Here is a 25879-nt window from a genome sequence, read left to right as displayed (position 1 = left end):
GCAACACAATACGTTAGCAAGGTGGTAGCGTCCATCATTTTGTGATGTCGGTCTGCTTTGCGTTTCTGGTAGTGCTTGTTTTTGAAACATTTGAGAGCATGATGAAAATCACATTGAATGCTGCTAATGGATATTGTGATTTTGGATGGTGATAATGATTGATAATTAATGAAGAAACATGATGGAGTATGAGTATACAAGTTTTGATGTACTGTAGTAGACTAAAATAGTCAAAGCATTATTACATGGAATAGTGATGATTAGCATGAAAAAATTATCGTCTAAAACTGCATATTGGGTTATAAAAATTGCAGTTATTCTAGGTATAAGTATCTTGACTATTTTTAATGTGCTTTTGCTTTTAATCTATATATTTGGCCACGACAAACAATTTAAATTTATAATTGAGCAGGATTTTTTAACTTTTATATTTGGCGTTGCTATGTATTATAGCATAATGGTATCTTGGCTCAGGGTGTTGAGTCGATTGTCGAATGTATCAATACACTCTGATTATATTGATATAAATGGAGACAAGTTTCCATTAATCATGGTGAGCGAAATACGCGAGATTTCACTATTTACCGTGATCATATGTAAGTTCATTGTTAATGATAAATCATACTATTTCTTACCCTATTCTTGTAAAAATCACCCGTTGTCTGCATGGTTCAAATATACAAGGAAGTTGAAGCATAAAAACATAATTGAATTTAATGGAATTGTTGAAAAAAGCCGCTGTGAAACAAAGTAATAAACTTAATTAATCTTGATTTCGAGAAGAGGTATCTCGTATCGATTGTGTAGTGGGATGTCTGGCTTGAAGTCATATTGGTCTGTTTTGCTATCTGATTGTACGAAAAAGCATTTGTAATTGAATTGTTATTTTTATTAATTGAAGCTGATCTCAAATCACTTGTAGTTACTTGCATTACTTGATCAATAAAACTGATCTATCGCGCAAATCTTGATTTTTGTATGGTCATTTTTGTGATTAATAAGTAGAACACATATTACTTAATTTTAGTTTTAATTGGAGACAGGGATGTCTGGTTTTTCATTAGCAGGAAGTGTTGGTATTAAAACTAAAGGAGTTCGGAATTTTGAGACAGATGTAAAAAAAGTTCAGGTTGTATTAAATAAGATTTTTGAGTGAAATAGCCCTATGGCTCCTTTAGAAATTAATGGCATAATCGGTAAACAAGGTGTGTGTAAGACGCTTTTAAGAATTGCCTATTTCAAAAAGCATTTTTGTAAAATAAAAAGTCCAGACTCAGTTATTTCAGTTAATGGGATAACGCATAAAAAAATGCAAGAATTATCAAAGCAGAAAGATCTTGTTAGTAATAAGTTGCCATCAATAATATGTCATTCACCAACTGCAATAGTGTGGCCGCTTAAGAAAAACTATATTTGAGAAGGAGTAGTCAATCATACATTCGGATTGGTTAGAAGAAATAGAGATGGAAGTCCTCGTCCTCATCAAGGGTGGTATTTACATGCTTTACCTGGCACACCAATATATGCAGTAAGTTATGGGAAAGTAGAGTTTGTACGAAACTGGCAGGATTATGGTTTACAAATCTGTATTTCCTTTGAACATAAAGGGACAAAATATTTTGCGTTTTATGCACATTTGAAATCTGTCAATGTTAAGACAGGAGACGCAGTGACTGTTGGTGAACATATTGGGCATAGTGGTGCTTCTGGCAATGCTGGTAGGATGTTAAGCAAAGAGCAGCATTTGCATTTTGAAATTAGAATAGTTGCTAACCCTGGGAAAGGGTTGGTGGGAAGGATATCGCCAATACGAATATATAATGTTTGTTCTTTAAAGTCTCCAATACTTCAGCAAAGTCAGTTACCCCAAAATATTTTTAATAGTATAACTATCTAACGGATGATAAGAATGAGATATTATTGGTTTATTGCATTCATACCCTTTATGGCAGTTGCTGGGGCACAACCCTATTCATTGATTTCGTTAGATGAGGTGGCGATCCCTGAGTACAGCGAGCACTGTTCAAGTATTGTTCATTATGAAAACAATAGTGCATTAGGGATTTGTAAGTTTTCTGAAATGGATTCGGCAGACGATTATGGTTAGCGAATAACCTTGTTCCAAAAGGAAAAGGAAGAATGGGGAAGGCAGTTTGTGAGTTCGGGTTACATGGATGCGTACACGGTTGACCCATATTTCTTAGCCCCTGAAAATATAGACAGTTCATTGAATACTAATTGGTTGGTATTATTTGAGTCTGCAGCAGAATATCCTTGGGGAGTTCGAGCTTATACTTTGTTGAGCAAAGGCGCCAAGCTTGTATTTATCGGTGATATACCATTAATGGTTGATGATGGCTCCGATAGCAATGGTGCTTCATTGCTACCTCATCTGCATATTGTTCAAGATGATCGATTTGAAATTATGTTTGATGCATCGACAGTATTATTGAATGAAGACGGGATGCCTGAAAATTACCCAGCTGGTAGCGTGAAATATATCGAAAAAGATGGAAAGTTGGTGATGGAGCGTATGAATACAAAATAAAGCCAAACAAACAGCACATCAACACTTTTGTACTTTCTTTATGGTACTGACTTTTTTACATGGATGAGTCAGAGGGGCGTCAAACATGCTTAATTTCCGCACCGTGAGTTGCTCCATTGCTCAGTTGGTGTGGTTTTTAATCGCTTGAATCAAAAAACTAAATTTTAGTATTGACGAAAATGTAGAATCGGTTAAAGTACGCCTCGTTCTCACGACGAAGGTTGTTGAGAATATGTGTGCCCTGGTGGTGAAATTGGTAGACACAAGGGATTTAAAATCCCTCGACGTTCGCGTTGTGCCGGTTCAAGTCCGGCCCGGGGCACCATTTAAAATTTAAGGCGCGTTGGCAGAGTGGCTATGCAGCGGATTGCAAATCCGTGTACCTCGGTTCGACTCCGGGACGCGCCTCCATTCTCTTCATATTAAGTTTTATTACTTTTGATGATGAGAAATAAAATCACCAGCTGAGGCTGGTTTTTTTATGCCTGAAATTTAGGTTTGCTTGGTATTTAATCGACATTCACGTTGTGTCGGTTTAAGTACAGCTTGGGGCACCATTAAATGCGACACTAGCTCAGTTGGTAGAGCGCAGCAATCTTATGCCAAGGTTGAGGTCACGCCTAGCTCCTTGAAGATCGGGAACCTCGTGTGTCGCTCCAATAAGGCGCGTTGGCAGAGTGGCTATGCAGCGGATTGCAAATCCGTGTACCTCGGTTCGACTCCGGGACGCGCCTCCATTCTCTTCTTATTAGGTTGTATTGCTTATGAATGACGAGAAATAAAATAACCAGCTAAGGCTGGATTTTTTATGCCTGGTGAGAGTGCTCTTGATGTCGAGATTGTGCTTGTTCATGTCACATTTTTATGTTTAATACCGCCTAGTTAACCTAATTACAATTAGATGTTTACCGAAAAAGTAGAATGCTATTCTTGTATAGTGTTCATCAAGAGATAAAGTCGCATTAAGTAAAATCAGAGTTAAGATTATGAAACTCTTCAAAGGTTTTGTGTACTTAAGCTTTTTATTCTTATCATTTTATAGTCAAAGCGATATGTTGAATTTTTTAAAGCCACATTCTTATAAAATATGTCCTGATATTAATGGTGTTGTTCATAAGGTCGGGGAGGCATATCCCAATCTAAAAATAACACTAGATGTTGCATATGAAGGTAGTCATTTTACTTATGATGCTATAACGGATAAAAATGGCCATTTTCATTTTAAAGAGGTCACTCTCCACCGTTGGACTAGGCCTAGTGTGCTCAATAATAATTTGATGGGAATCTGGTTACATACAAAAATTAACGGAGTAGATAAAAATTTGTGGGTATCCTATAGCGAAACACTGGTTCCTGATAAGTATATTGTAGACAATTTGTCTGGCCTTGAGTGTGATATTGATGGTAATGAATACCTTTACCATTTTGAGAATGAACAAGAAGGAGCTATTCCATATAGTGTAATGGGGATATGTAATTTAAAAGGGCATATAGAAAAATTTGATGGGGAAGAAAATTAATGTCAACGTTATCACCTAAAGTGGCTTCACAGATTGCATTTATGCCTTATCAACTTATTGAGCATAGTGGTCCGTTCCTTAAAAATCCTGTAATAGATAAGCATTTTTCTTTTGATCGAGTAACTGGAAGTTTTGAAGGGAAAACCGGAGGAGCACTGGGTTTTCTGAGTATTGGCGCTCGTACATCGGGTTTTGCAATTGTAGGAATTGGGAAGGGTAAGTATAAAGGAGAACTTGTAGTGTCAATTCGGGGTACCCACCGAATTAACGACTGGGTAACCAACGCCAATATTGGGTTAAAGGGTTCGCCGAATGGTGCTTTAGGGCATGCCGGTTTTATTAATACTTTTCATACGTTGCGACCTAAAATTAAGCAATTTTTGTTATCTCAAAAAGTATTACCCAAGCGAATTCATTGTGTTGGTCATAGCTTGGGTGGCGCTTTAGCATCACTCTGTGCTGACTGGTTAAGGGATGAATTTTCAATGCGTGTGAATTTGTATACGTTTGGGGCGCCTCGCATCGGATGTGAGGGGTATGTACGTAAATCTGAGCATGTAAACGACAAAATATTTCGTTGCACACATGGCGCAGATCCTGTTCCATTAATTCCACTTTGGCCATTCCGGCATGCCCCCTATTCTGGTAAGGAGTATCGGTTGGATAACAGTTCAGGAATCAATGCAGGTACTCATAGTATGGGCCCTCAAGGGGTACCAGGCTATGTCAATACTGCGAGATCAGAAGATTGGGGGACGTTAAAAGTTCGCTCGAATCATTTCTTAAATAAACCCGTTAGGCTTAAATTTGAAAACAGAAATCAAGCCTCATTCACGGAGTACTGGGCTGATAAAATCAGTGCGGCTCTTGAGACGTTGTTAAAAGATGCGGGATATTCCGGTTTAGTTGCTATTCAAAGCGGGTTTACGAGTGCTTTATCTTTCTATGATCAGCTTGCCCGTTGTATTGAAAAAGTAGCAGCAGCTTCAATGAAGTTAGCAGAACAAGCAAAGGGTTTGTTGGGCCATATGCTTATTTTTGCCGGGAAAGTGGTCTCAGGAACGATTGAATTAACGGCGAAGAATATACGATGGATTTTTGATGTTACACTGCATAAATTGTACACTGCCGCGAGAAATGCGATTTCATCATTAGATTAATTATATATAGATGATATTGTTAGGTGAGTACATCACGATTAATCTGTGATTTTTTAACGTATATCATCATTATTGCTGCCGATTAAATAAGTGTTTATCTTTTTGAGATTTTTCAAAGGTTTTGTGTACTTAAGCTTTTTATTCTTATCATTTTATAGTCAAAGCGAGATGTTGAATTTTTTAAAGCCACATTCTTATAAAATATGTCCTGATATTAATGGTGTTGTTCATCAGGTCGGGGAGGCATATCCCAATCTAAAAATAATACTAGATGTTGCATATGAAGGTAGTCATTTTACTTATGATGCTATAACGGATAAAAATGGTCATTTTCATTTTAAAGAGGTGACCCTTCATCGCTGGACTAAACCATGGGCACTTAATACTAATTTGGTTGCAATTAGGTTGTTTACAAAGCTTAATGGCATAGAGAAACAACTATGGGCATCTTATATTGGTACACTTACCCCTAAACCTTTTATTGTGGAAAATTTAGCAAGTCTGGAATGTGATTTAGATGAAGCTAAATATGCGTACAGTTTTGAAAATGAGAAAAAAGGTGGCTCACCATATTGGATATATGGGATATGCCATCTGAAAGGTTATGAAGAAAAATTTAATCAGGAAGAAGAATGATGGTGATGTGATCACTGACATTGCCTCTACAGGCCGTGTTCTTGCTTTTTAATAGATTCAAGATTGTGCCTCATACGGGGACAAACATTTTTCCAAAATGCGTAAATTTGCCGGTGCTAGTAATACGATCTTCTATAATTTCCTTCACGACCATGTATTAAACTAGTTTCTTATTGTTCCTCGATTAATCCTACCTGTCCGACGATTTGTTTGTGTGATGAAATGTGGCACGATTTAAGTGTGAAAATTACATCAAAAAATGCTGGCAGACACCTGAGTGATGTGTTATTTTTCTGCGCAATCTCAGGGGGTCATTTTGACTGAGACATACTGTAGCAAGACGTATTTCAGGCTGATTGCATCTTGGTACGCTGTAGGTACTGGCAAGTTCAACGAACCAGTAGAAGGGCATTAATAGCGCTAGTCTGCCAACGATAGGGCAGGGCATATTGAAGGAACCCAACAGTGAAAGCATTTGCAATATCAAATTTAATCAGCTTTGTCTTACCTAACTGCAGTATTATTACTGAGCCTTGATCGTTCTGATCACAATTTGTTTTGTTAACGCACTGATTGTACGTTGCTATTTCTTGTCGTCAGGCAATGAATAGGATGCCTTTCAGTCTGTTAAACGGTCACGCCGAGTGCAATTAGCGTTTTCGGCAGTTTATAGTCAATGCATCGAAAGATAGATGCAATTTGCGCCGTACTGAACACATTTTCCCTAGCCAGACATTAGACTTCTCACGCCGTAGGCAGAGAGTAGTGGTTTTCGTATGTCGTTGATGCATCAAGCATTAGGTGAAAGAAACGTGCATGTTATGTGGGTGCGATGTGATGAGATGGAATAAAACATGAGTAATGTGTTTGACCTTGATGAGCTAAAACTCGGTTCGAATGTCCCTGTTGTACAGGGTGTGTATGATCTAACGCCTGATGAGTTATTGCTTAGCCAAGAGCATTATGAGTCAGAAGTGCGTTCGTATCCGCGTCGCCTGCCGCTAGCAATTGCTAAGGCGTCAGGTGTTTTGGTCGAAGACAGCCGTGGCCAGTTATTTTTGGACTGCCTAGCCGGCGCCGGTACCTTGGCGATGGGCTATAACCACCCTGAAATCAATCAAGCAATTATTGATCAGCTAAATGCGGGTCTACCTTACCAGACGCTTGATATCACCACGCCAGTGAAAGACAAATTCATCAAAGAAGTGATGAACTTCTTGCCTGCTGAATTTGCTAAAAATGCAAAAATTCAATTCTGTGGTCCATCAGGCGCAGATGCTGTCGAAGCGGCGATTAAGCTTGCGAAGCAGTGTACTGGCCGTAATACGATGGCTGCGTTCCACGGTGCATACCACGGTATGACCAATGGTACGATGGCAATGATGGGTAACCTGAATACTAAAGCGCGCCGTACTGGTCTGATGGCTGACGTGCAATTCTTGCCGTTCCCATACAGCCTACGCTGTCCGTTTGGTCTTCACGGTGAAGAAGGCGCTAAGCAGAGCATCCGTTACATTGAGCGTATGCTGAACGATGACGAAAGTGGTGTGCAGAAACCTGCTGCTATTATCGTTGAGCCTGTACAAGGTGAGGGCGGCGTTATTCCTGCACCTGTGTTCTGGCTACGTGAACTGCGTCGTATCACCAAAGAACACGGTATCGTACTGATTTTTGATGAAATTCAGTGTGGCATTGGCAAAACAGGTTTCAACTTTGCGTTCGAAGAAGCAGGCATTACACCAGATGTACTATGTCTGTCTAAAGCCGTTGGTGGTGGTCTGCCAATGTCGTTGTTGATCTTCGATAAAGCATTCGACACATGGCGTCCAGGTGAGCACACCGGTACGTTCCGTGGTAACCAGCTAGCGATGGCGACGGGTGCGAAAGCCCTAGAGATTATCCGTCGTGATAACTTGGTTGAGCACGCACGTAATGCGGGTCAGTACCTACGTGAAGGCTTAGAGCGTATTGCTGAGAAAGTTGACTGTATCGCTGAAGTTCGCGGTAAAGGTTTGATGCTAGGTATTGAAATCTGTAAGCCAGACGGTTCTAAGAACAAGTTTGGTGAGCCAGAAGCTGATCCAGCACTGACTATGGCTATTCAGCGTGCAGCGCTTGAGCGTGGTCTGATCATTGAAAAAGGCGGTCGTCAGGGCTCTGTTCTGCGCTTCCTTCCACCGTTGATTATTAGCTTTGAGCAACTTGACTTTGCGCTAGCAACCCTAGAGAAAGCGATGCTTGTCACTGCGGGAGCTGCAACTGTAAAAAAGTCGTCAGCGAGTGACACGTCTGATGTATGGCGTGAGCACTTTATTCACACTGGCAAAGGTGGCGCAGACACGTTTGAAGCAGCGCTGAACCACACTACACGTGTGATGAAAGCGGTGTTTGAAAACACAGATTCGCCATACTCAGCGTTGGATCCACAGGTGCTGAAAACATTGATCAATAACCTTGATCTTGATAACCAGCAAATGCCATTGGATCGTGTGATTGAGCAAACTGGTGAGTTGATTGCCAAGAACTCTATCATGGTGCAGCACCCACGTTGTATTGCGCACCTGCATACACCACCATTGCTATCTTCTGTTGCAGCAGAAGCATTCATTGCGGCACTGAACCAGTCTATGGACTCATGGGATCAGTCAAGTGCAGCAACGTTTGTTGAGCAAAAAGTGGTTGATTGGGTCTGTGAGCAGTACCAGCTTGGTGAGCAAGCGGACGGTGTGTTCACCAGCGGTGGTACGCAGTCAAACCTAATGGGTTTGCTATTGGCTCGTGATAAAGCGGCTGAGTCTATTTCTGGCCATAACATCCAGAAACAAGGTCTGCCTGAGTACGCAGGTAAAATGCGTATTCTTTGCTCTAAGAAATCACACTTCACCGTACAGAAGTCAGCATCGCTGATGGGTCTGGGTGAAAGTGCAGTGGTGACCGTTGATACGAACCCGAACGGTACTATCAAGCTGGCTTCACTGATTGAAACCGTTGACGCGCTGAAAGCGGAAGGTTTGCTACCGTTTGCCCTAGTGGGTACTGCAGGTACAACTGACCATGGTGCGATTGATGATCTTAATGGCCTGGCTAAAGTTGCTCAGCAGCATAACCTATGGTTCCACGTTGATGGTGCCTACGGCGGTGCGTTGATTCTTAGCCGTCATAAGACTCGTCTGCAAGGTATTGAGAAAGCGGACTCTGTCAGTGTTGATTTCCACAAGTTGTTTTTCCAAACAATTAGCTGTGGTGCAGTGCTGATCAAAGACAAGGCAAACTTCAAGTTCTTGCTACATCATGCTGATTACCTGAACCGTGAAGATGATCTGCTACCAAACCTAGTTGACAAGTCTATCGCGACAACCAAGCGTTTTGATGCGTTGAAAGTACTGATGACGATGCAGAGCGTTGGTCCTCAGGCTCTGGGTGCGATGTATGACCACCTGCTGAACCAAACTCAGCAAGTTGCTGATATGATCAACCAGTCTTCAGACTTTGAGCTATTGGCTGACCCTGCGCTTTCAACGGTACTATTCCGCTATGTGGGTAGTAACGAAGAAGCCGCAGTGGACGCAATCAACAAGAAACTGCGTTTTGATGCGCTGGTTAAAGGTATCGCTGTAATGGGCGAAACCGTGGTTGATGGCAACGTTGCACTGAAATTCACTATTCTGAACCCATGTCTAACATTGGCAGATTTTGAATCACTACTGCAAGAAATTAGCCAGCTGGCTGCTCAAATTGAGCGTGCATAAGGTTAATTGAAAACCAGAAACAGCCGGGCGTGCTCGGCTGTTTCTACACCCAAATGAAACATTAGATGAATTTGGGTATAGGTATTTACTCATAAATATAAGGAATATACAGACGAAATGGCAATTCTACAGATTGGTGCTGGTGGTGTTGGTTGGGTAGTAGCACATAAAGCTGCTCAAAATAACGATGTACTGGGAAATATTACCATCGCATCGCGTACCCTTGATAAGTGTGACAAAATCATCGACTCTATCAAAGGTAAGAACAACCTAAAGGATCCATCCAAGAAACTAGAATCACGTGCCGTCAATGCAGACGATATTGAAGCACTTGTAGCCTTGATCAAAGACGTACAACCTGATCTGGTTATTAATGCGGGTCCTCCATGGGTAAATATGCCTATCATGGAAGCCTGTCTACAAGCCAAAGTGTCATACCTTGATACTTCTGTTGCAGTAGATCTGTGCTCTGAAGGCCAACAGGTACCACAAGCCTATGACTGGCAGTGGGGATACCGTGAAAAATTCAAGGATGCGGGTATTACCGGTATTCTGGGTGCGGGCTTTGACCCAGGCGTTGTGAGCGTATTTGCCGCTTACGCTGTAAAACACCTGTTTGATGAAATTGATACCATCGATGTGATGGATGTGAACGCCGGCGATCACGGTAAAAAGTTTGCGACAAACTTTGACCCTGAAACTAATATGCTGGAAATCCAGGGAGACTCGTTCTACTGGGAAAATGAAGAGTGGAAACAAGTACCGTGTCATTCACGTATGCTTGAGTTTGATTTCCCTCTATGCGGTACACACAAAGTGTACTCAATGGCGCACGATGAAGTGCGTTCAATGAAAGAATACATTCCTGCAAAACGTATCGAATTCTGGATGGGGTTCGGTGACCGTTACCTCAACTACTTTAACTGCATGCGTGATATTGGCCTGCTGAGTCCAGAGCCGCTAACCCTTCACGATGGCACCGTTGTTCAGCCTCTTCACGTACTAAAAGCATTGCTTCCTGATCCTACTTCGCTAGCGCCTGGCTACACAGGTAAAACCTGTATCGGCACTTGGGTGCAAGGTAAGAAAGACGGTAAAGAACGAAGTGTCTTTATCTATAACAATGCCGACCATGAAGTTGCGTATGAAGATGTCGAACACCAAGCTATCTCATATACCACGGGTGTGCCAGCAATTACTGCCGCACTACAATATTTCCGTGGTAAATGGGCTGATGCCGGTGTGTTTAACATGGAACAGCTAGACCCCGATCCGTTCCTTGAAACGATGCCTGAAATTGGCTTGGATTGGCATGTTCAGGAACTACCGGTAGGGCAGCCAGACATCAAAATTTTGAAATAATTCTGGCTATTTGAACCAATAGCGGCGGCCATCGTGCTCATTTGCAGCAGCAAACTCCGCGCGTTGTTCTTGCTCTTGGTTCAAATTCCTGCGAATGGTATTCAAAATTAGAAACGTATTTTAGCCGATGCGGATGCGTCGGCTTTGTTCGATTTGAGAGTGATGCACGAAATGCAAAAAAACCAATTGAAAACCCCTTACTTCATGATTAATGAAGATAAGTTGATTGCGAACTTGGAAAAAGCGAAGCAGTTGAAAGAGCTGTCTGGTGTGAAGCTGGTACTGGCGCTGAAATGCTTTTCAACGTGGGGTGTGTTTGACATCATCAAGCCATACCTTGATGGCACCACCAGTAGTGGTCCGTTCGAAGTAAAACTGGGTTACGAAACCTTTGGTGGTGAAACGCATGCGTACAGTGTGGGTTACAGCGAAGAAGATGTACTGGAAGTGGCTGACATCTGCGACAAGATGATCTTCAACTCACAATCTCAGCTAGCCGCTCATCGTCACCTAATTGAAGGTAAAGCATCGATTGGTCTTCGTATTAACCCCGGTGTGAGCTACGCAGGCCAAGATCTGGCTAACCCTGCGCGCCAGTTTTCTCGTCTAGGTGTGCAAGCTGATCACATTGATCCGCAGGTGTTTGATTCTATCAATGGTGCGATGTTCCACATGAACTGTGAGAACAAAGACGCAGATGCATTTATTAACCTGTTAAATGCAATTTCAGAGCAGTTTGGTACACACTTAGACAAGCTTGACTGGGTGAGCCTAGGTGGTGGTGTATTCTTTACCTGGCCGGGTTACGAGATTGAAAAACTGGCTGCGGCCTTGAAAGCGTTTTCAGAGAAGCACGGCGTACAGCTTTACCTAGAACCCGGCGAAGCGATCATTACTAAAACAGCAGATTTAGTCGTTACCGTGGTGGATGTTGTTGAAAATGGTATGAAGACCGCTATCGTTGACAGTGCTACAGAAGCGCACCGTCTGGATACTTTGATCTACAATGAGCCCGCAGCAATCGCAGAAGCGAGTGAAACGGGGGCGCACCAATACATTATCGGTAGCTGCTCATGCTTAGCGGGTGATCAATTCTGCGTGACACAGTTTGATGAGCCGTTACAGATTGGTCAGCGTCTACACATTCTTGACAGTGCGGGTTACACCATGGTGAAGCTGAACTGGTTTAATGGTCTGAAGATGCCATCTGTTTATTGTGAGCGTATCAATGGTGAGATCCAGACGCTGAATGAATTTGGCTATGAAGACTTTAAACGTTCTCTGTCGCGTTGGTCAATCGCGTAAGTTTCGTCTTTTAGCGACAAATTAGAGAGCCATGATGGTAAGAGGGGAGCACTGGCTCCTCTTTTTTATGCCCTTTGCTTGAAGACGGCATATTTATCTGGCGATTGACTGAGCAGTATTGGGTGGCTTTTTGATACGATTTGCTGCAAAGTAACCAGTTAAACTGAATGTGACGATTAATGGTTGACTGATTTTTTTAAATCGGTAAATTACACCCCATACCGCAGCGGGATGACCTGCTGAAAACGGTAAGCAACAAAATACACACCAAGATATGGCGCGTTGGCAGAGTGGCTATGCAGCGGATTGCAAATCCGTGTACCTCGGTTCGACTCCGGGACGCGCCTCCATTTCTTAATGAAGTGTTGTTAGTATCAAACAGCCATACTTGATACTCAGGTGTGTTAGCAGAAAATGCTAAATGGCGCGTTGGCAGAGTGGCTATGCAGCGGATTGCAAATCCGTGTACCTCGGTTCGACTCCGGGACGCGCCTCCATCTTTGAAAGCCTGGCAGAAATGTCAGGCTTTTTTCATATCTACAAGCTAGCCCTCTCCAACTCGAAGAGTGACTTTATCTCACTAAGCGTTTTGTTCAGATCCCCATTGACGGGACAGGTGTAATATTTGTTGGTGACCTTGCTTAGGGTTGTCGCTTTCACTTGGTTACGTGTAGTGAGGTGCACAACGCCATCACTGACCGTTGATACATCATAACTGACAATTTGGTGTGTATTTTCAATGTTCAGAGAATGTGCCGTATGTGATGTCTTCGATGGCGGTTGAGGTGTCGAACTACATGATGTCAGCCAATGGTCAAATTCAGTGATGAGTGTCAGAAGGTTATCTGCCTGCTGCTGATTCAGGGTGAGATAATCTTGGCCATCTTGTATCACCATGATGTCGTTATCAACAATTAATGGATCTTTCATTGGGGCTGAAAAAACTATTCTGGCTGGCAGTAATGATGATGCGAGGGGAATCGTTTTGGGAGATAGGGCGAAATACAGGCTGATACTCACAGCAGTAACAGCCAATATTAGAATGCGATGTTTCATAGCGTAGCGCGTCCATGAGTAAAAAAAGGAGGGGAAATCATGATTTCCCCTCTCATCCATGCTCCATTATAGAATGGAGGCGCTCACTAGGTTTCCATCTCGATCAAACAGCTGAATTTCGCTGAGGTAAATCGAGCTTAGATTCGCCCCACTGACTGCCAGCATACATCCGGTACTGTTTTGCTCTTTAGTTTCAAGGAAACCACAGCTTTTTGCAGTGACGGCTTGTCCGTTACTGAGTAAGAACGTCGCTTCTGCATGACGGATGCCATTACCATTACGGATAGTGAGTTCACCGGTTGATTGGTTAAAAGTAACCTCAGGACGAGCACTGATAACCGCTGTGTCTTCAGCTCCCGCATCGGCGATGATGGCAACGCGTGCTGTGTTGTCGTTCATAACAGGCCCAAGCTGCTTGCTTGTATATGCGTTATGTTTACCGCCTGAACTATCGTCACTTGAATTATCACCACCACAAGCCGTTAAAGCCAGCGCCAGGAATAAGATACATTGCTTTTTCATTGTGATTTACTCCTTTGGTTACAGTGATTTTTTCAATATATTAATATCGAACAGGTCAATTTTGTTGTTGCGGTTGAAATCTCCGTAACTCAGTTGTGGTTGCTGTTGGATCTCAATGCCGTAGTGGGTGATAAGTAGGTCGTAATCTTGATTGTTGACAATACCATCTTGATTGACATCACCTGGTAAACCAGACCCTGGGATTAAGAGGTTCTGATAAATTTCAAAGTCAGTTTTTCCCGATTCCGTTGACGCAGCATTGAGAGGATCTAAGCCGAGTTTATATTCGGTGGCGTTAGTGATGCCATCGTTATCAGAGTCAATATAACCATCAGAAGCGTCATTCGGGTCGAGGTTTAAACTGATTTCGACTGCATCGGGAATGCCATCACTGTCACTATCTTTATCGTTGATATAAGCAAAGGCAATGTTACTGTCTGTGATTGTGTCTCCATTTGCATCTTGGTTTAGCGTTACTTCAATGGTGTGCTTGTCATCATTGTGCCCGGTGGTGCTTTCTACAATGAAAGTATGGGTATACTGTTCACCCGGCGCATAGTCGCCGCCACTGCTATCGGGTATTTCATCAATGACAGTCAGCGTTTCAACGTTTATCTCTGGCGTGAGGTAGTCGATAGGGGCTTCGCCAATATTTTGAATGGTCACTTGTACAGAATAGGTATCACGAGCATCGTCAATCGGCTGTACGACGATATTACGGATACCTGCGAGGGCGGTATAGTAAACAAAACTGTTTGCAGAGCGTGTGGCTTGTGCAATGTTAGCGCTGAGCAATATGTTCTGGTTTTCCCACTTAGCCAATAATTGCGTTATTTTTCCTGAAATTTTGGTTTCTTGTGCAGGGGATGCAACGCTTAACTCAAGCAGTGCTGAGCTAATCCCGATTTGGGTACTGGCTGAAAGCAGTTTGAACTCAATGGCAGAGGTCAGCGCATTGGTTCTTAATGCATCCCAGTTTACAGGTTTATAGGTACGTTCTTGATCGGCAGCAGTGATCATGGCTACTTGCCGTTCTAGCCCATGAGTATAGCTTTCCATGGTTGGCAGTAAGGTGGCTAGGTAATAGTCAAAGAACTCGCTGACTTTTCCTTCCTTAAGTAAGCCATTGGCGCTATTAAAAACAATACTGAGATCGTTAGATGATTGTCTTGAAGCGCTATTTAGACGGTTGATATGGTATTGGGCTTGATCCAGTGTTGACCTTGATAGCGAAAACGGACTGACAGGGGACGTTGCACCACCTGAGGTGGTTTGGATCACATTGACCACTTGACTATCAAGTACAAGGAAGTGTGATGATGCGATGGCCGAGTTTGCGACAGAAATACCAATGTCACCCACCTTAAGGCCTTTATCAAGGGCATCAAGCGTACGTTTTACTGCCGCTAACGCGGGGATGGTATTATTGATGGATGATGGTAGTACATCAAGGGTTGAATCGATTGAGCCGACAACACCACCAATCGCACCGATAATATCACCAATTTTACTGTTGTTCGCTAAGCTTGACTTAACCACTTCAGCCTGTTGGAGCATAGTATTCATGGTGCTGTTGGCCACATTAAGCTGAGTCGCTAGAACCGCCGCTGTTTGAGACGTAGTGATAGCAGAATGCACCGCAACAGATTTGCCAAATGTCGTATCAACGTCGGCTGTATAGATAGGCAGCAGTACTTCAAGGGCCATTTTCTGCGCCATATTTTCAATTAATGGCAAGTTTGGATTGGCGGAAGCAACCGCGAGTAAATTCTTCAGCGGAACAAGTAAACCATGGTGTTGCTCTTCGAGGTTCATCTTTATCACATCAAGCAGAAGATTACTGAGGTTAGTGGTGAGTTCACCAAGTCCTGTCGCCGTACTTTCTAGCAATGCTTTTGTTTGCTTGTAAGTCCAGCGGACCACCGCCCAATCAGGAGCATCAGGGTCAAGTCTAGCGGCGATAGTACGCAGTTGTTCCTGTAGCTTGCTGAAGGTGCCATTGAGGTCGAGGAATGTCACAACAATTTTTGAAATGCTGCTACCAACAGTTTTGATATCATTTTCAATATACTGATTGGTTTTGTGCAGGGCTTCCGTCGCGATATCCATACGCTTGAGCCCTTCTTGCTGTGCGTCTGAAGGGCCGCTGCCGTCTTCTGCTGCCTCGTCAGGGATCTCGACAATCCAATTTTGCGCCAGTGTGACCTCATCGGCGAAAGCTGCATCACTGATACTTGCTGGATCAAATATTTTGATTTGCTTGAGTTTTTTCTGAACGCTGGCTTTTAATGCCGACACAGTAATGAGAGAGAGGTTGAAAGTTAGGGGGTCACCACTAAGTGATATTTCGCCACTTTCATCCTGTAGTGTTGTGACATTGATATACTGCGGGGCGTAGAACCCGGTCAATACGGCCTGAATGCTATAGCTTTTATTCGCGCCAAGTTCAAGTTCGGCATGGCCATTAGTATCAGTAATATAGGTTTTTGTGATGCCTTCACCATCCGTGGTGGTAATCTGTGCACCAGCGATACTTCTTGGTTCAGGGTCGTTATTTTTAACGGTCAGCGTGAACTGGGCCGTGCTGAGATCGGGTGTGTAGGGGGCTTGATCTCGGACAGTAATATCGCTTGCTGACTGAATGGTTAACTGGCGTGTCAGCCCATCACTAAGCCCAACAGGATCGGTATAGCTAAATTGATAGTTATCGCTTACTTCTTCACTGAGCTGTGATAATAAAACATCTTGGTCAAAGGGCCAGCTCAAACTGTCACCAAGAGCGGCATATTGCGTTTCAGGCGAAGAATAAAAGACCGTTTGATCTTGGGTTGAGAGTGCTGCGAGAGAGAAAGTCGCCGTTGTGTCACTATTACCGCCGTCATTAGCAACGTGGGCTGGTGCATCGGTAATGAGCATAATAATTTGCTGAGAATCAGCTCGCCAGCTTAGCTCCGTGCCTGCAGAAATAAGGGAATCAAGTGGGTTCTCTGGCTTGTCACGACCGCCATCGGCGGAAAGTGAACTTACCCAGTTTTTAAAGGAGTTAGCATCATCGGTGAAATTAATTTTATCGCGATAAGGCACTTCATCGCCAAATGAGAAACCCGCGAGTCGATAGTCGATATCGGCAGCTTTTAGTGCGTCAACAAAGGTCATGACGTTATTGATGACTGTACTGATCTCGCCGGACATTGAGCCCGTAGAATCAATGACGAAAGCGATATCTGCTTTGGATGAGGTTGTGCCTATTTCATTAATAAGAAGATCAACGGGATCCAGAGTATTAGATAATGAAGGGTGATTAATACTGAGCTTGACGTCTCGTTCATTGAGTCCTGAAATATGATTACCACGGCCATCACGGGCGCTAAAAAAGCCACTAATTACAGGGAACGCAGTGCTATCAATTTCTTTAAGGGCCACTTGTTTCAGCGTGCTGAAATCCATGGATTTTGCGATTTTTGAACGATTGAACTCTGCAAGGTCTTTATTAACAGCATTGATATATTGCGCACTTAGCTGCTCTTCTTGTCCATAAGCAGTGGACGTTAAAGCGAGCGAGAGCGGTAACAAATAGGCAATCTTCACAGGCATTCCTTTGTCTAGAATGGATTAATTAACTGCGTAGATTATGTGTTTATTAATTTATTTTGATAGTTAACTGCTTAGGTATGGTTTTATTTCTGGAGGTATTTCGAGGCAGAAATTGAAATGAAATGCTACCGGGGTGTATTTTGTGACCGATGCTAGGTTTCAACGGGGAGTTAACTGACTAATTCTACGAAATTATTGACTCCGAAAAGGCAAATGGCCAAGCCCCCACAAAGTTGCAGATAAAAAGGAAAGGTAACGGTGTCGTTGTCATCTTTTAACACTGAACCGGTAACCGCCAGTATGCATTGAATGATTAAGCTGCCTACAAACACAGCCCCTGCCAACTGGAAGGCAAAAGGGATATTTAATGGTTTTTCTGAGTGACCAATAAAAGCTGAAAGGGCAATGATGGCAACAGGGTTGGCTATAGTGAGAGTGAAGGCCGATCGAAAATTAAGCTTTTGACAGGGTTGATGTGCTCTCGCCAGTAATCGGGTGTTTTTGAGAGCGCTATACATCATGTAAAAGCCGATGAAAATAAGTACCCATGAAGACAGTAAGATGATCTGATAGTGATAGTTCATCATTTTACCGATCAATAGTGCACCGGCACTGAAACAGATTAAGGCATAGCAATAGTCTGCAAATGCGGCGCCAATTGCACTTCTGATCGCAGAAGCATAGCCGTGATGGATACCATTATTGAGCACTAAAATGGCAACGGGTCCTACCGTTAACGATAAAATAAGTCCGAATACTACAGCTTTCATGACTTCCATTACCATTCTCCCCATGAACACTGTTGCGTCTTGATCAAATGGCACGACACTCATGGTGAAACCAGTATCGCATCTTGAGATCGCTTGAGTATAAGCATAGACAGGAAAGGAAATGATGTGCCACACGTGTATAGTTGCTTAGGTGAGACAAAGGGGCATTTGGGGGGAACAGAAGGCCTGAAGGGATAGCCTTCTGTAGAGTGTTGTCACACGGAATGACGGTGCGTCTGTTACTGTTGTGGTGGTTGTTTTGTCTTAATGGGTTGATCGCCAATTGTCGTTTTACCCGGACAGATCCGCTTTACTGGGCACTTAGGGCAGCCCCAGATAGCAGCATAAGGGCATAGCGCCATTTCTCTATTTTTCTTCGACATTGAACACCTCGTGGTTGTTGTCGTAAGGAAAACTGAATCCCTAAGGATTCAGTTTTCGGTATGTGACTATTTTTGTGTTAGCTCAGCAACTAACAGTTTTCGGGTGATTTTTTCTTGTAGGTTTTTAGGCTGGTTCAACCCAATTCGTTTCAGCAATTCATCGATATCATTGTTGGCTTTAGGGCCAGAGATGGCTTTGATGATTGTTTGTATTTTGCCTTTCGGCGTTGCGGTTTTGGCCTTGAGTGATTTTAATGCCTTACCGAGCTTAAGTTCTTGCTCCGTAAAACTGCAACCGAATGGGAAGGGACCAAATAGACCCTGATCGGTGTATTTTTTGTAGAAGGCCTGAATGGTTTCAGGTGTATTGTTGGTAAAGGCGGGTGGAAGCTGATAGTCCTTGGCAACTTTACCTGCCGCTTTGGCTTCATTCAGTAACTGCTGCTGGAAGCGAGAGTCTGCAATTTTGATTAATTCGGTATACACAACATGATCGGGTTTACCGCGAAGATCTGCAATACCGTACTCAGTCACAACAATATCACGCAACTGGCGAGGTATGGTGTTATGGCCATAGTTGAATAGAATATTGGATCTGAGTTTACCATTGCGGAATGAGCAGCTGCGGACTTTGATGATCGAGCGAGAATCTTTCATTTGGTGTGATTGGGCAACAAAATTGTACTGACCACCCACACCACTGACGACTTGACCGTTCTCAAGTGCATCGGAGATGACAGAGCCATCAAGCGTAACCATCATGCCAGAGTTAACAAACCGGGCATGGCTACGTTGGGCTTGTTTTAATTGTTGGCTGCCAAGCATATGGTCATAGAGATCATTCACGTAGTTCACACTGGTCATGCAGAATAGTTCGTGATCAGTCTCGGTAAAATTGTTCAATGCTTCATAGAAGTCTTTAGGGCCGATAAAGAAGGCGCCGTGCATGACCACCCCGCCTTTTAGGCCTTTTCCAAGAGCATATTTTTCTATCCACTTGAGAGTCTCTTCATCATTGAGATCTACATTGGACATACTGCCGATAGCGATGAGCTGGCCATTTACCCACTCTACGTCAGCGTTGAATATACCGTATCGTTTTAGGTAGTTAACATTAGCGTGTGTTAACACGGTTTGGATCGCACCTTGCTCAAGTAAGCAGAGTAGCGTTGAAATGTTCACTTCGTGACTAATTTGCTTTTTGTTGAGCAGCCGTTGAATGATTACATCGTCGTATACCGCGCGCTTTATGATGCCAGCTTTGTAAAGATGAACAAATCCGTCAACCATCAGTTCGCTACAGCCATATAATCCTTCGTTGAAGATGTGGCTATCGCCGACAGTTTTGCAAAGTGGAAATTTATCAATGATATCAAGATCTGACAGCATCTCTTGATAAGCTGGATTATTGTTATGGCGAACTAATGTGCTATAGGTTAATGCGCTGCTAAGAGAACCGATGCCGAGTTGGAGTGTTCCGCCATCTTTAAGTAAACAGCTAGAATACAGACCAATCAAATGGTCCTCAGCGGAAATACTCGTATGGGGGGCCGCAAAGAGAGCGTAATCTTTATGATCCGGTTTGGTGTTGCTGTCGAGAATGAAATCAAATTCACTGTCGGGTACTTCTGCATGGTTGCCCATGAATGGCATGTTGCTGTTCACTTCGCCTACAACAGCAATACCCTTACCCGATGCTTTGAGCATGTCCATTTCAGGAATCATATCCAGAGCAAGATCAGAGTTGCTGCACAAACTGTAAGTGGTAATACCGTTTGTGATTTTTTTCGCAACGATTTGACCAATAACATTGACGCCTTTGTCCAGCAAATCCCGGACGGCATGAGTGTAGTTGGTACTGGTGTAATTGAGTTGCTGCGGTGAATTCATAAAGCTGCCAGCTTTGAAGAAAAATTCGCTGATCACAATGTTGCTTGGTACAGTGCCGGCACGCAAATCAAGGATGTAATCCAGATCTGGCACATTCTCAAATTCGCGCTCAACAAAAGGACCAAGAAAGTTTTTTTCTATTTGGCTCTTGCCTACAGGTTTTTCTAAGCTGATCCCAGTTTCAATTCTAAGAGTGATAGAGGGATCGCGCTTGGCACGTTGATATAACGCATTGATAAAAGTAATGGGTTTACCAATGGCCAGAGGGGCCCCCAGGATGACTTCTTTTCCAACAGTTGCAATGACTTGATCAACCAGTGATTCTGCATTGTCCACAATATAGGCGCTCGGCTTGGGCTGAGTTTCAGTGACAAGATGAGGCGTCGATAAATTGGAATCAATTAACTCTAATACAGACATAACGCATTCCTTGTTCTAGATATTATTCAAATGAGTTCTTATAGTTTTTGTCTTGTCATTTTTACGAGGTAACTTAGAACGTTCACTCTATTTTGGGGTTTAATTGCATGGAGTGGAGGCTTTATCTTCATTTGGTGACATTAGTCACAGCTAGAATGCTTTATGCTTGGCTGGGATTTTGAGCAGCATGCAAATGCTAAATTGTTTTAGTAAATTGCAGGCTTTTGAGATGTGTGAGCCTGTTATCAATTCCCTTTACGAATTAGAAAGAATGATCTAATTATTGTTGTTAGGGTGACATTAGTTATATTTGAATATTTACATCTCTTTGATTTATTGAGGATAAAGTGATGATTAACCCTATGAAAATGTTAAGTAATGTTAAAACCGTAACCCGTATTGGTGAAGAGTCCGTCCATAGGGTCGTATTAGCTGGACTGGGTGCCTGTCGTGTGGGGTCAGAGCAAGTTGGTATGGCTCAGCACTTGGTCAGTAAGCGAGTTAATGCATGGATTGCCGAGGGTGAAGAAGTTGAAGAGGAAATGGTGGAACGTTTACGTGATACGCGCCAGGCTCTGCTTGGTCAGAGTGAATCTCAGATTAACCGCTTGATAAATAATAGCTGTGGGATCGACCGTAATCGCCTAGCTAATATTGAATCGAAGGTTGATCGTTTACAGTCAGCCATCGAAAAATTAGGCCGTAAGTAACCACGTCACTTTTCTATCACTCGTTATCAGGAATGGCAATAGGGCAGGCTAGGGTCGGTGACCGTTGCGAGTTTGAGCCAGACACATAAAAGGAACATGTTATGCCGAGTTTGTCTCTGCTTGACTTTAGCTTTATTGCCTTTGAAACGGCAAAAACCCCCATGCATGTCACTGGGCTGGTGATTTTAGAACCACAGGAACAACATGCCTCGACTTATGCTCAGGATTTGTATGCCAGCTTTCTTCAACAGACAGACATCATACCGCCATTTAATTGGACATTGAATTGGTCACTGCTTGGCAAACCAAGTTGGTCAACGGTGCGTGATGTTAACCTAGAGGATCACCTACGGATCACAATGCTTCCTTCTCCGGGAAGTGAACAGCAGTTACAGCAGGTTGTCGGCCGCTTGCATAGCCAAGTGCTCGATCGTAGCCGACCAATGTGGGAAGTTTGGGTGATTGGTGGGTTAGAAAATAACCGAGTAGCATTAGTGATGAAGATTCATCATTCTTTAGCTGATGGCGTGAAGGTGAGTCAGTTGTTTACCCGTGCCTGCTCAAACTCCTTTGATGAGTCGTTTACGATGCGCCCTATCTGGCAAACAGACTTACGGAAAAGCAGTCGGCAGAGGCAGGAAGAAACACAGTTGACTGATATGGTACTAAAAACAGTCATGGCGACCACGAAACAGCTGTCATTGATCCCCTCAATGTTTCGATTGGGAAGCAAGTTAGCATTAAAAGCGGTGAATTTGGCCGATTGTGATCTTAAAGTTCCCTTTACAGCGCCGAAAACACCGTTCAACTTGAGTCCCAAGCGTAGTCGTGCGGTCAGCCTTGGGCATTTTTCCATTGCACAGTTAAAACATGTAAGCCGTATTACTGGCGCATCAATGAATGACATTTTGTTTACTATCAGTGACATTGCCCTCAATCGTTATTTGAATGATCGCGCTATTCCGCTGCGTAAGCCGCTGGTGGCAATGATGCCAATGAACCTAAGAGCGAAGGGCGATGTAGAAACCAAAGGCAACAAAATGTCGATTGGTCATGTCGAACTTGGTCGTCCAAATTTATCGGCTTTAGATCGTTTGGAGTCCATCCAGCACGCAACGGTTGATCTTAAAAAAGAAGCATTGAATATCTCCCCTGATGCGTATGTTAATTATTCATTACTCATTAATGGCGTGTCCTTGATCAGTGGCAAGCTAGGATTGAACAACTACATACCACCTGTGAGCAACTTGTTAATTTCCAATGTTCCGGGAACTCAGGAAGAGCTCTTCTTTATGGGCGCGCGAGTGTTAGAGCAGTATCCGGTATCGTTGTTAATGCCAGGCCAAACGCTCAATATCACCTTTTTTAGCAATGCGGGTTCGATGTACTTTTCGTTAGTGGCATGCAATCAATCGCTACCTGGATTTGAAGTGATCACCGAATACATGTGTGATGCATTTGCAGAAATTGAACAAGAAGTCATGGATATGGCAGCATCAGCCGTTGCTGAACGGCTTGAGTTTCAACATGATGGATCCTTAGCGGTAGAACTAGCAGTTGAGGCTGCGCAAGACTCACTAACACCGGATGATGACGCATTTGAAGTCCTGTATCAGAAGAAACAGCGCAAAGTTGAAGAGTTAGAAAAGCAATTAGCTCGGTTGACAAAAATGCTGTCAGCAACCGTTGAGCTTGATCCAGAGGTGCCTGCTAAGAATCAAGATGATTTGGGTTTTGAGGATAACTCAGCCATACAGAAAAATCACATTGGTTCACTATAAGCGATATTGATTAAGTATCTTAAATGACAAAGGCCGCAATGTTGTTTGCGGCCTTTTCTGTATCGGTATGTAATACTGATTTACTTATGCGTAAGCAGCACTTAACGCTGTGACTTTATCAATATACTGTTGCATGGCTGTTTCTGAGTCCATGCCTTTCAGTTCTTCCCAAGCACCATATTTAGCCGCCCCTTTGAAATCAAACATGCCAGGGCGCTTGCCGTGTACATCACCTTCGGTTGCCTGCTTGAAAAGTGAGTATAGCGCCAGCAGCTCATCATTAGTCGGACGTTTAGTGAGTGATTTTACGTCTACCTGAGCTTGTTCAAAGAGTGATTTTAAATCTGCCATGATGTGTTCCTTTACTGTCATCTAGCCAGCACTAAAATATGCGGCTTATTAGCGAAAGACTCTCAAAGTGAAATAACGACAATGACCTGAGAGTGATTTGTTAGGAGTGCTATATCAAAAAATTGATAGTTTTTTGATGATTGGCCTATTCCTTTAGCAAATACAAATCTACACTGGTCTGAGTTCTTATTCTAGCGTTGTTGAAAGAAGTTTAATACAGATCACTATTTATTTTACTATCGGTGAATAAATAAATGATTGATGCTGTGTTTACCAATAAATAAATGATTTACGCTATGATTATTATGTGATGTTGAATTTATAGCGTGACTGGGACGTTTATTTGGCTGGTATGTGTTAGATATTTTTGAGGGAATATTATGTATGACTTTATTATTGTAGGTGCAGGATCCGCAGGATGTGTTCTTGCCAATCGATTATCTGCAGATCCGGCCATTAGCGTTTGTTTACTTGAAGCTGGGCCTAAAGATACTAACCCAGTTATTCATGTGCCATTAGGGCTCATTGGGATGATGCACTCAAAGAAGATGAACTGGCGATACTATACCGAGCAGGAGGGAGAGTTGGGCGGACGGAAGTTATTTTGGCCACGAGGTAAAACCTTGGGCGGAAGCTCATCATCAAATGCCATGTGTTATATACGCGGTCATGCTACAGATTATGATGAGTGGGAAGCGCTGGGAAACAAGGGGTGGAGTTATACGGATGTGTTGCCATATTTTAAGTTGTCGGAATCCCAAGAACGCGGCGGGGATGCTTATCATGGCGTTGATGGTCCTTTATCCGTCTCAGATCTGCGGATTCGAAATCCCTTATCTGAAGCATTTTTAGAAGCCGCAAAACAAGCTGGACACCATATCACGACTGACTTTAATGGCGATCAGCAAGAAGGGGTGGGTTATTACCAAGTTACACAGCGGAATGGTCAGCGATGCAGTAGTGCAGTCGCTTATTTGAGGCCCGCCGAGTCACGCCAAAATCTGACTGTTATCACTGATGCGTTGACAACTAAAGTATTGATAAAAGATGGAAAAGCAATTGGGGTCGAATACCGTCAGGGGGGCCAGGCTGACGCCGTGTATGCCAAGCATGAAGTCTTGCTCTGTGGGGGGGCGATAAACAGCCCGCAGTTGTTGATGCTATCGGGAGTGGGGGCACGTACTGAGTTAGAAAAACAGGGTATTGAAGTGAAGCGCCACTTACCGGGTGTCGGGAAAAATCTTCAGGATCACCTAGATGTATTGGCGGTTACTCGTGAGCGTACGTTTCACTCTGTGGGTTTCTCACCCGTAGCCTTGCTACGTTCGATGAAAGGTATCGTTGATTACTTATTGTTTAGAAAGGGAAATTTTACCACGAATATTGCCGAGGCTGGTGGGTTCGCCAAAACCGATCCGGCCCTGGACAAGCCCGATGTTCAGTTCCACTTTTCCCCCTGTTTTTTAGATAATCACGGTTTGAATTTATGGCAAACGGTACGCCACGGGTATTCGTTGCATGCGTGTAATTTACGGCCCAAAAGTCGCGGTCAGTTGACGTTGCAGAGTCATGACCCGGAGCACCCGCCTAAAATAACCGCTAACTACTTGGATCATCCAGAAGACATAGAGGTGATGATCAAAGCGATTAAACTCTCCCGCGAGATACTGAAGCAACCAGCGTTTAATCATTACCGCAGTAAAGAGGTGTTCCCTGGGCAAGCGATTCAAACGGATGAAGCGCTTGCTGATTTTATTCGCCGTAAAGCAGAATCAATTTATCATCCGGTCGGTACTTGTAAAATGGGTACAGACAAGTTATCAGTGGTTGATGAGCGCCTTCGCGTATATGGTGTAGCAGGGTTAAGAGTGGTTGATGCGTCAATTATGCCGACATTGATTGGCGGTAATACGAATGCACCAACAATGATGATTGGAGAAAAAGCAGCAGAAATGATCTTGCATGATATGAAAGAGGAGCCATCCTCTGTGATTCATTTTAATGGTTGTGTTGCTTAACCTTGCTTTAATTTATATGACGGTATGAGAAATTTATACCGTCATAATATTAAAATAAAAATTAGAGTGTTTTTTCTAAAATTATCACCTAACATTGTAATGCA

General features: G+C 43.2%; 20 protein-coding genes and 6 tRNA genes. 19 read left to right on the top strand and 7 right to left on the bottom strand.

Translation table 11 applies throughout. From position 1 onward, the window contains the following. Positions 1-1165: 1165 nt before the first annotated feature. The 16 genes from L4D12_RS03815 to L4D12_RS03740 all read left to right on the top strand — a co-directional run bounded on the left by L4D12_RS03815 (position 1166) and on the right by L4D12_RS03740 (position 12777). Positions 1166-1417, top strand: coding sequence for a hypothetical protein (locus L4D12_RS03815; RefSeq protein WP_428446494.1), 252 nt, complete (start codon positions 1166-1168; stop codon positions 1415-1417). Between the two features lie 27 nt (positions 1418-1444). Continuing rightward, a complete protein-coding gene (locus L4D12_RS03810; protein WP_428446493.1) occupies positions 1445-1897 on the top strand; it encodes a M23 family metallopeptidase in 453 nt (150 codons plus the stop codon). A 12-nt stretch (positions 1898-1909) separates the two neighbouring features. Beyond that, a complete protein-coding gene (locus L4D12_RS03805) occupies positions 1910-2107 on the top strand; it encodes a hypothetical protein (protein WP_428446492.1) in 198 nt (65 codons plus the stop codon). Positions 2108-2116: 9 nt separating this feature from the next. Next, the gene (locus tag L4D12_RS03800; protein WP_428446491.1) at positions 2117-2548 is read left to right on the top strand and encodes a hypothetical protein; all 432 of its coding nucleotides are present in this window, start codon (positions 2117-2119) and stop codon (positions 2546-2548) included. 238 nt (positions 2549-2786) lie between these two features. Further along, a tRNA-Leu gene (locus L4D12_RS03795) sits at positions 2787-2873 on the top strand. 12 nt (positions 2874-2885) lie between these two features. Continuing rightward, positions 2886-2959 (top strand) — tRNA-Cys (locus L4D12_RS03790). Between the two features lie 152 nt (positions 2960-3111). Then, positions 3112-3207 (top strand) — tRNA-His (locus L4D12_RS03785). A gap of 4 nt (positions 3208-3211) precedes the next feature. Further along, positions 3212-3285 (top strand) — tRNA-Cys (locus L4D12_RS03780). 249 nt (positions 3286-3534) lie between these two features. Beyond that, positions 3535-4068 carry a DUF6795 domain-containing protein gene (locus tag L4D12_RS03775; protein WP_428446490.1) on the top strand — a complete coding sequence of 178 codons (534 nt, stop codon included), beginning with the start codon at positions 3535-3537 and terminating at the stop codon, positions 4066-4068. Beyond that, positions 4068-5228, top strand: coding sequence for a lipase family protein (locus L4D12_RS03770; RefSeq protein ID WP_428446489.1), 1161 nt, complete (start codon positions 4068-4070; stop codon positions 5226-5228). Before L4D12_RS03775 ends, L4D12_RS03770 begins: the two co-directional genes overlap by 1 nt. A 168-nt stretch (positions 5229-5396) precedes the next feature. After that, complete coding sequence (locus L4D12_RS03765) at positions 5397-5864, top strand: DUF6795 domain-containing protein (RefSeq protein ID WP_428446488.1); 468 nt, start codon at positions 5397-5399, stop codon at positions 5862-5864. An 854-nt stretch (positions 5865-6718) separates the two neighbouring features. After that, positions 6719-9613: a pyridoxal phosphate-dependent class III aminotransferase gene (locus tag L4D12_RS03760; RefSeq protein WP_428446487.1), complete on the top strand. Its 2895-nt coding sequence runs from the start codon at positions 6719-6721 to the stop codon at positions 9611-9613. Between the two features lie 117 nt (positions 9614-9730). Further along, on the top strand, positions 9731-10975 hold the full coding sequence (locus L4D12_RS03755; protein ID WP_428446486.1) for a carboxynorspermidine synthase: 1245 nt from the start codon (positions 9731-9733) through the stop codon (positions 10973-10975). A 171-nt stretch (positions 10976-11146) separates the two neighbouring features. Next, on the top strand, positions 11147-12280 hold the full coding sequence (gene nspC / locus L4D12_RS03750; protein ID WP_428446485.1) for a carboxynorspermidine decarboxylase: 1134 nt from the start codon (positions 11147-11149) through the stop codon (positions 12278-12280). A 276-nt stretch (positions 12281-12556) separates the two neighbouring features. Continuing rightward, positions 12557-12630, top strand: a tRNA-Cys gene (locus L4D12_RS03745). 73 nt (positions 12631-12703) lie between these two features. Further along, positions 12704-12777 (top strand) — tRNA-Cys (locus L4D12_RS03740). Positions 12778-12817: 40 nt separating this feature from the next. On the opposite strand, the gene L4D12_RS03735 is transcribed toward L4D12_RS03740, so the two are convergent. From L4D12_RS03735 to L4D12_RS03710, 6 genes are all read right to left on the bottom strand, one after another. Beyond that, on the bottom strand, positions 12818-13336 hold the full coding sequence (locus tag L4D12_RS03735; protein WP_428446484.1) for a hypothetical protein: 519 nt from the start codon (positions 13334-13336) through the stop codon (positions 12818-12820). Positions 13337-13402: 66 nt separating this feature from the next. Further along, complete coding sequence (locus L4D12_RS03730) at positions 13403-13858, bottom strand: hypothetical protein (protein ID WP_428446483.1); 456 nt, start codon at positions 13856-13858, stop codon at positions 13403-13405. Between the two features lie 18 nt (positions 13859-13876). Further along, entirely contained in the window at positions 13877-17446 is a 3570-nt protein-coding gene (locus L4D12_RS03725) for a VWA domain-containing protein (RefSeq protein WP_428446482.1), read from the bottom strand. A 176-nt stretch (positions 17447-17622) separates the two neighbouring features. Then, positions 17623-18357 carry a LysE family translocator gene (locus tag L4D12_RS03720; RefSeq protein WP_428446481.1) on the bottom strand — a complete coding sequence of 245 codons (735 nt, stop codon included), beginning with the start codon at positions 18355-18357 and terminating at the stop codon, positions 17623-17625. Between the two features lie 104 nt (positions 18358-18461). Beyond that, entirely contained in the window at positions 18462-18605 is a 144-nt protein-coding gene (locus L4D12_RS03715; protein WP_428446480.1) for a hypothetical protein, read from the bottom strand. Positions 18606-18671: 66 nt separating this feature from the next. After that, the gene (locus L4D12_RS03710) at positions 18672-20915 is read right to left on the bottom strand and encodes an acetyl-CoA hydrolase/transferase C-terminal domain-containing protein (protein ID WP_428446479.1); all 2244 of its coding nucleotides are present in this window, start codon (positions 20913-20915) and stop codon (positions 18672-18674) included. A gap of 350 nt (positions 20916-21265) precedes the next feature. On the opposite strand from L4D12_RS03710, the gene L4D12_RS03705 reads away from it, so the two are divergent. Further along, the gene (locus L4D12_RS03705) at positions 21266-21625 is read left to right on the top strand and encodes a phasin-related domain-containing protein (RefSeq protein WP_428446478.1); all 360 of its coding nucleotides are present in this window, start codon (positions 21266-21268) and stop codon (positions 21623-21625) included. 101 nt (positions 21626-21726) lie between these two features. Next, positions 21727-23406: a wax ester/triacylglycerol synthase family O-acyltransferase gene (locus L4D12_RS03700; RefSeq protein ID WP_428446477.1), complete on the top strand. Its 1680-nt coding sequence runs from the start codon at positions 21727-21729 to the stop codon at positions 23404-23406. Between the two features lie 84 nt (positions 23407-23490). On the opposite strand, the gene L4D12_RS03695 is transcribed toward L4D12_RS03700, so the two are convergent. After that, entirely contained in the window at positions 23491-23757 is a 267-nt protein-coding gene (locus L4D12_RS03695) for an acyl-CoA-binding protein (RefSeq protein WP_428446476.1), read from the bottom strand. Between the two features lie 380 nt (positions 23758-24137). Here L4D12_RS03695 and L4D12_RS03690 point away from each other — a divergent pair, with 380 nt between their 5' ends. After that, positions 24138-25775, top strand: coding sequence for a GMC family oxidoreductase (locus tag L4D12_RS03690; protein ID WP_428446475.1), 1638 nt, complete (start codon positions 24138-24140; stop codon positions 25773-25775). The last annotated feature ends 104 nt before the right edge of the window (positions 25776-25879 follow it).

It is taken from the genome of Photobacterium nomapromontoriensis, from assembly GCF_050336815.1.
In the GTDB taxonomy this organism is placed as follows: domain Bacteria; phylum Pseudomonadota; class Gammaproteobacteria; order Enterobacterales; family Vibrionaceae; genus Photobacterium; species Photobacterium nomapromontoriensis.
Note: the sequence above shows the minus strand (reverse complement) of the source record. Positions and strands in the feature narration are given on the sequence as shown.

Coding starts and splice junctions, on each gene's coding strand:
- L4D12_RS03815 (WP_428446494.1), top strand. CDS start 1,166: ATGGCTCCTTTAGAAATTAATGGCATAATCGGTAAACAAGGTGTGTGT.
- L4D12_RS03805 (WP_428446492.1), top strand. CDS start 1,910: ATGAGATATTATTGGTTTATTGCATTCATACCCTTTATGGCAGTTGCT.
- L4D12_RS03775 (WP_428446490.1), top strand. CDS start 3,535: ATGAAACTCTTCAAAGGTTTTGTGTACTTAAGCTTTTTATTCTTATCA.
- L4D12_RS03770 (WP_428446489.1), top strand. CDS start 4,068: ATGTCAACGTTATCACCTAAAGTGGCTTCACAGATTGCATTTATGCCT.
- L4D12_RS03765 (WP_428446488.1), top strand. CDS start 5,397: ATGTTGAATTTTTTAAAGCCACATTCTTATAAAATATGTCCTGATATT.
- L4D12_RS03760 (WP_428446487.1), top strand. CDS start 6,719: ATGAGTAATGTGTTTGACCTTGATGAGCTAAAACTCGGTTCGAATGTC.
- L4D12_RS03755 (WP_428446486.1), top strand. CDS start 9,731: ATGGCAATTCTACAGATTGGTGCTGGTGGTGTTGGTTGGGTAGTAGCA.
- nspC (WP_428446485.1), top strand. CDS start 11,147: ATGCAAAAAAACCAATTGAAAACCCCTTACTTCATGATTAATGAAGAT.
- L4D12_RS03735 (WP_428446484.1), bottom strand. CDS start 13,336: ATGAAACATCGCATTCTAATATTGGCTGTTACTGCTGTGAGTATCAGC.
- L4D12_RS03730 (WP_428446483.1), bottom strand. CDS start 13,858: ATGAAAAAGCAATGTATCTTATTCCTGGCGCTGGCTTTAACGGCTTGT.
- L4D12_RS03715 (WP_428446480.1), bottom strand. CDS start 18,605: ATGTCGAAGAAAAATAGAGAAATGGCGCTATGCCCTTATGCTGCTATC.
- L4D12_RS03710 (WP_428446479.1), bottom strand. CDS start 20,915: ATGTCTGTATTAGAGTTAATTGATTCCAATTTATCGACGCCTCATCTT.
- L4D12_RS03705 (WP_428446478.1), top strand. CDS start 21,266: ATGATTAACCCTATGAAAATGTTAAGTAATGTTAAAACCGTAACCCGT.
- L4D12_RS03700 (WP_428446477.1), top strand. CDS start 21,727: ATGCCGAGTTTGTCTCTGCTTGACTTTAGCTTTATTGCCTTTGAAACG.
- L4D12_RS03695 (WP_428446476.1), bottom strand. CDS start 23,757: ATGGCAGATTTAAAATCACTCTTTGAACAAGCTCAGGTAGACGTAAAA.
- L4D12_RS03690 (WP_428446475.1), top strand. CDS start 24,138: ATGTATGACTTTATTATTGTAGGTGCAGGATCCGCAGGATGTGTTCTT.